Source organism: Calidifontimicrobium sp. SYSU G02091, from assembly GCF_022631395.1.
GTDB classification, from domain to species: Bacteria; Pseudomonadota; Gammaproteobacteria; order Burkholderiales; family Burkholderiaceae_C; genus Calidifontimicrobium; species Calidifontimicrobium sediminis.
Window position 1 is genome coordinate 1 of sequence record NZ_JALBGB010000060.1, and the last position, 5,158, is coordinate 5,158.

The following is a 5,158-nucleotide window of genomic DNA, read 5'->3' on the forward strand; positions in this document are numbered from 1 at the left end:
GGTACGTCGCAAGCGCCGACCGACCGCCATCGTGGATAACCCTGCATCACCTCACTTCGCAAGCTGAAGGGAGGGTAGTCCAGTGAGCGCCATCGTCGACATCGTCGGCCGCGAGATCCTCGACAGCCGAGGCAACCCCACCGTCGAGTGCGACGTGCTGCTCGAGTCGGGCACGATGGGCCGCGCGGCGGTGCCGTCGGGCGCGTCCACCGGCAGCCGCGAGGCGATCGAGCTGCGCGACGGCGACAAGGGCCGCTACCTCGGCAAGGGCGTGCTGCGCGCGGTCGAGCACATCAACACCGAGATCAGCGAGGCGGTGCTCGGCCTCGACGCGAGCGAGCAGGCCTTCCTCGACAAGACGCTGATCGACCTCGACGGCACCGACAACAAGGGCCGGCTCGGCGCCAACGCGATGCTGGCCGTGAGCATGGCGGTGGCGCGCGCCGCCGCCGAGGAGAGCGGCCTGCCGCTGTACCGCTACTTCGGCGGGATGGGCGGCATGCAGTTGCCGGTGCCGATGATGAACGTGATCAACGGCGGCGCGCACGCCAACAACAGCCTCGACCTGCAGGAGTTCATGATCGTGCCGGTGGGCGCGCCGAGCTTCCGCGAGGCAGTGCGCTACGGCGCCGAGGTGTTCCACGCGCTGAAGAAGATCATCGACGCCAAGGGCATGAGCACCGCGGTCGGCGACGAGGGCGGCTTCGCGCCCAGCGTCGCGAGCCACGAGGCGGCGATCCAGCTGATCCTCGAGGCGATCGACAAGGCCGGCTACGAGGCCGGCAGGCAGATCGCGATCGCGCTCGACTGCGCGGCCAGCGAGTTCCACAAGGACGGCAAGTACGTGCTCGAAGGCGAAGGGCTGACGCTCGAGCCAGCGGCGTGGATCGACATGCTCGCCGCGTGGTGCGACAAGTACCCGATCGTCAGCATCGAAGACGGCATGGGCGAAGGCGACTGGGACGGCTGGAAGCTGCTGACCGAGCGGCTCGGCCGCAAGGTGCAGCTCGTCGGCGACGACCTGTTCGTCACCAACACCAAGATCCTGAAGGAGGGCATCGAGCGCGGCATCGCCAACTCGATCCTCGTGAAGATCAACCAGATCGGCACGCTGACCGAGACCTTCGCGGCGATCGAGATGGCCAAGCGCGCCGGCTACACCGCGGTGATCAGCCACCGCTCGGGCGAGACCGAGGACAGCACGATCGCCGACATCGCGGTGGGCACCAACGCCGGCCAGATCAAGACCGGCTCGATGAGCCGCAGCGACCGCATCGCGAAGTACAACCAGCTGCTGCGCATCGAGGAAGACCTCGGCGACGTCGCGCGCTATCCCGGCCGCGACGCGTTCTACAACCTGCGCTGAGCGGCGGTCGGCACCCCGATGGCGGCGCGCTGGGTCACCGCAGGGCTCGTCGCGCTGCTCGCGGTGGTGCAGGCGCAGCTGTGGATCGGCCAGGGCAGCGTGCCGCACGTGATGTCGCTGCGCGCACAGCTCGCCGACCAGCAGGCGGTCAACGACGCGGCGCGTGCACGCAACGAGCAACTCGCCGTCGAAGTGGGTGACCTCAGGGAGGGGCTCGAGATGGTCGAGGAGAAGGCGCGCGCCGAGCTCGGGATGGTCAAGCCCGACGAGATCCTCGTCCAGATCACACGTCGCTGAGCGCGCGATGGAGCTGCTGTGGGCGCTGGTCGGCGCGCAGGCGTTCGCGCTGTGGGGCAGCCCGGTCACGTGGACCGAGGTCGTCGCGTTCGTGCTCGCGGTGTGGATGGTCGTGTGCAACTGGCGCGTCAACCCGCTCGCGTGGCCGCTGGCGATGGTGTCGTCGGCGCTGTACGGGCTGCTGTTCGCCGACTACAAGCTCTACGGCGAAGCGAGCCTGCAGCTCGTGTTCATCGCGGTCGCGGCGTGGGGCTGGTGGCAGTGGCTGCGCGGCACCGGTGACGACGGCGGCGCGCTGCGCGTGCGTCACCTCGACGGCCGGCGCCTCGTGGGCGTCGTGGCCTTCGTGCTCGTCGCGTGGCCGCTGCTGGGCGCGTTCCTCGACCGCGCCACCGACAGCGACGTGCCCTACTTCGACGCGCTGCCCACCGTCGGCAGCCTGGCCGGCCAGTGGCTGCTCGGGCGCAAGTACGTCGAGAACTGGCCGGCGTGGATCGGGGTCAACGTCGTCAGTGTCGGGCTGTTCGCGTGGAAGGGGCTGTGGCTGACGGTGCTGCTGTACGCGCTGTTCGTCGTGATGGCGGCGGTGGGCTGGCGCACGTGGCGCCGGCTCGCGCACGCGCAGGCGGTGCGCGGGTGAGCGGCGGCCGCGTGATCGCGATCGTCGGCGCCGAGAGCACCGGCAAGACGACGCTCGCGCGGGCGCTGGCCGAGCGCATCGCCGCGCTGACGGGCCAGCCGACGACCTGGGTCGGCGAATGGCTGCGCGAGTGGTGCGCGCGCGAAGGCCGCACGCCGCGCGCCGACGAGCAGGCGGCGATCGCCGCCGAGCAGCAGCGCCGCATCGCCGAGGCAGCCGCGGCGCACGCGTGGGTCGTCGCCGACACGACGCCGCTGATGACGGCCGTCTACAGCGAGCTGCTGTTCGACGACCGCTCGCTGCACGGCCTGGCCGCGCAGGCGCACCGCGGCTACGCGTCGACGCTGCTGACCGCGGTCGACCTGCCGTGGGAGCCCGACGGGCTGCAGCGCGACGGCCCGCACGTGCGCGCGCCGGTCGACCGCCTGGTGCGCCGGGCGCTGCTCGACCACGGGCTCGCGTGGTCGGTGGTCGGTGGCACCGGCGAGGCCCGCGTCGAGGCCGCCCTCGACGCGCTCGCGCCGCTGCTGCGCGCGCACGCCGCGCCCGACGCCGGGCTGTTCACGCGGCTGGCGCGGCGCGAGGCGGCGCAGGCCGCGTGGACCTGGGTGTGCCGCGACTGCGACGTGCCCGACTGCGAGCACGCGGCCAGGCGGCTGCGCGAGGCTGCGCCGCGCTGACGCGCGCGGCCGTCGAGCGCCTCACTGCACCGACGCACTCGACGGCGGCTGGTCGACCGGCGGCGTGAACAGCTCGCCGACGTCGACCGCATCGAAGCGGTAGTGCGCGCCGCAGAAGTCGCAGCCGACCTCCGCCTCGCCGCGCTCGGCGATCAGGCCGTCGACCTCGTCGCGCCCGAGGCCGAGCAGCATGCGTGCGACGCGCTCGCGCGAGCACGTGCACGCGAAGCGCGGGTGCAGCGGCTCGAAGCGGCGCAGCGTCTCCTCCCAGAACAGGCGGCGCAGGATCGTCTCGGCGTCGAGCGTCAGCAGCTCGTCGCGCGTGAGCGTGCCGGCCAGGTGCGCGATGCGGTTGAAGTGCTCGTTCAGCCCGATCTCGTCCTCGTTGCGTGCGCCGAGGTTGCCCGCGCCCTCGACCGGCAGGCGCTGGATCAGCAGGCCGGCGGCGACGTCGTCGCTGGCGGCCAGCACGAGGCGCGTGTCGAGCTGCTCGGACTGCAGCATGTAGTGCTCGAGCACCTGCGCGAGGTGCTGCAGCGGCTCGCGGCGGTCGCCGTGCAGCGGCACGATCCCCTGGTACGGCTGCTGCCCCGGCAGGCGGTCCTTCGGGTCGAGCGTGATCGCGCAGCGCCCCTGCCCGTGCACGTTGAGCAGCGCCTCGAGCCGCGCGCCGGCCGGCACGTCGCCGACGACCTTCGCGGTGGCGCGGAATGCCAGGTCGGGCTGCACCTCGACGACGGCGAGCTTGACCGGCCCGTCGCCGTGCATCTGCAGCACGAGCGCGCCGTTGAACTTGATGTTCGACTGCATCAGCGCGCCGGCCGCGGCCATCTCGCCGAGCAGCTCGCGCACCGGCGCCGGGAACGCGCCCATGCCGCCGGCGGCCGGATCGCGCCGGCGCAGCAGCTCGCGCCAGCCGGTGGTCAGCCGCACCAGCATGCCGCGCACCGGCAGGCCCTCGAACAGGAACTTGTGCAGCTCGTCCACGAGGGACATTGTAGGAAGTGCCCTGCCGCGCCGCGCGACCCCGCCACCGCAGTGATCTACGCGATCGCCACGGCGACCTTGCCAAACTGGCGGCCCGACTCGAGGCGGTCGAGCGCCTGCGTCACGTCGTCGAGCGCGTAGACGCTGTCGATCACCGGGCGCATCGGCGAGCGTTCGCACAAGGCCAGCAAACCGCGGAACTCGGCCAGCGTGCCGAGCGTCGAGCCGAACACCTTCAGCTGGCGGATGAACAGGCGGCGCAGGTCGGCGCCGGGCTGGTCGCCGGTCGTGGCGCCGCAGGTGACGAGCCGCCCGCCGCGCACGAGGCTCTTCAGCGCCGCGCTCCACACCGCGGCGCCGACGTTCTCGATCACGACGTCGACGCCGCGCCCGCCGGTCAGTTCGAGCACCGCGCGCGCGATGTCCTGCGTCGCGCCGTGCACCGCGCCGTCGGCACCCATCTGCACCGCGCGTTCGAGCTTGCCGGCGTCGCGCGACGTCACGATCACCTTCGCGCCCGCCGCCTTCGCCAGCTGCAGCGCCGCCAGCGACACCCCGCCACCGATGCCGAACACGAGCACCGTCTCGTGGGGGCGCAGCCGGGCCTGGGTGAACAGCATCCGCCACGCCGTGAGGTGGTTGACGCCGAGCGCGGCGGCCTGCACGTCGTCCCAGCCCGCGGGCAGCGCAAACACGTTGCGCGCCGGCACGCTGACGAACTCGGCGAAGGTGCCGTCGCGGTGCTCGCCGAGCAGGCGCATCGACGTGCACAGCACGTCGTCGCCGCGCAGGCAGAACTCGCAGCGCCCGCACGAGATGCCCGGATGCACGACGACGCGCTGGCCGACGTGCAGCGCGCGCTCGTCGGCGTCGAGCTCCTCGACGACGCCGGCGCCGTCGAGGCCCATCGTCATCGGCAGCGTGTGCGTGATGCCGGCGCCGCTGTCGCGCATGTACAGGTCGACGCGGTTGACGGTGGCCGCGCGCAGGCGCACGAGCACCTCGCCGCGGCGGCGCGGCGGCAGCGGCCGCTCGCCGACGGCAACGACTTCGTTGCCGCCGTGGCCGGTCAGGTAGGCGGCTTTCACAGCGCGTTCACCAGCTCCGGCACGGCGGTGAACAGGTCGGCCTCGAGGCCGTAGTCGGCCACCGCGAAGATCGGCGCCTCGGGGTCCTTGTTGATCGCCA

Annotated in this window: 6 protein-coding genes and 1 pseudogene; 4 read left to right on the top strand and 3 right to left on the bottom strand. The window is 72.4% G+C overall.

The features are described from left to right. Positions 1-82: 82 nt before the first annotated feature. From eno to MOJ79_RS18585, 4 genes are read left to right on the top strand one after another with little or no spacing between them, the layout of a single operon-like run. The gene (gene eno / locus MOJ79_RS18570) at positions 83-1,366 is read left to right on the top strand and encodes a phosphopyruvate hydratase (protein ID WP_241925497.1); all 1,284 of its coding nucleotides are present in this window, start codon (positions 83-85) and stop codon (positions 1,364-1,366) included. 18 nt (positions 1,367-1,384) lie between these two features. Then, positions 1,385-1,663, top strand: coding sequence for a septum formation initiator family protein (locus MOJ79_RS18575; protein ID WP_119354856.1), 279 nt, complete (start codon positions 1,385-1,387; stop codon positions 1,661-1,663). 7 nt (positions 1,664-1,670) lie between these two features. Then, the gene (pnuC, locus tag MOJ79_RS18580; protein ID WP_241925498.1) at positions 1,671-2,303 is read left to right on the top strand and encodes a nicotinamide riboside transporter PnuC; all 633 of its coding nucleotides are present in this window, start codon (positions 1,671-1,673) and stop codon (positions 2,301-2,303) included. Further along, on the top strand, positions 2,300-2,983 hold the full coding sequence (locus MOJ79_RS18585; RefSeq protein WP_241925499.1) for an AAA family ATPase: 684 nt from the start codon (positions 2,300-2,302) through the stop codon (positions 2,981-2,983). The genes pnuC and MOJ79_RS18585 overlap by 4 nt, the downstream gene beginning before the upstream one ends. 21 nt (positions 2,984-3,004) lie before the next feature. Here MOJ79_RS18585 and hslO read toward each other — a convergent pair whose 3' ends face one another. The 3 genes and pseudogenes from hslO to MOJ79_RS18600 form a co-directional block, all read right to left on the bottom strand. After that, complete coding sequence (gene hslO / locus MOJ79_RS18590; protein WP_241925500.1) at positions 3,005-3,970, bottom strand: Hsp33 family molecular chaperone HslO; 966 nt, start codon at positions 3,968-3,970, stop codon at positions 3,005-3,007. Between the two features lie 56 nt (positions 3,971-4,026). Continuing rightward, a complete protein-coding gene (locus tag MOJ79_RS18595; protein WP_241925501.1) occupies positions 4,027-5,058 on the bottom strand; it encodes a zinc-binding dehydrogenase in 1,032 nt (343 codons plus the stop codon). Continuing rightward, positions 5,055-5,158: pseudogene (locus MOJ79_RS18600) on the bottom strand (electron transfer flavoprotein subunit alpha/FixB family protein); the annotation flags it as partial. The pseudogene MOJ79_RS18600 and the gene MOJ79_RS18595, both read right to left, overlap by 4 nt.